This is a genomic window from Bradyrhizobium sp. 23AC, assembly GCF_054863025.1.
Window position 1 is genome coordinate 1 of the sequence record NZ_JAVAYN010000294.1, and the last position, 238, is coordinate 238.

The 238-nt window shown below is 69.3% G+C and carries 1 pseudogene; it reads left to right on the top strand.

What is annotated here, in order from left to right:
* Positions 1-238 (top strand): annotated as a pseudogene (locus RAD10_RS42490) (hypothetical protein); the annotation flags it as partial.

Consider the following 238-nt stretch of genomic DNA (forward strand, 5'->3'; position numbering starts at 1 on the left):
CCTGACCGTGATGGCGCTGATCCTCTTGGTCGCGCTGCCGAAGCAGGCGCGGCCGGTCGTGCCGTTGTCCGCGGCCTTCCCAGGTGCGGCCGTCACGGCCGCGGTGGTCATTGCAGGCCTCGTCGCCGGCACGGCCAACGCGACTTTCGCCAATGCGTTTGCGTTCGGTCCGCTGCTTCTCACCGAGAGGGGCTATACGGCCGAGATCGCCGCCTCTCACGTCAGCGTCGCGCTGTGG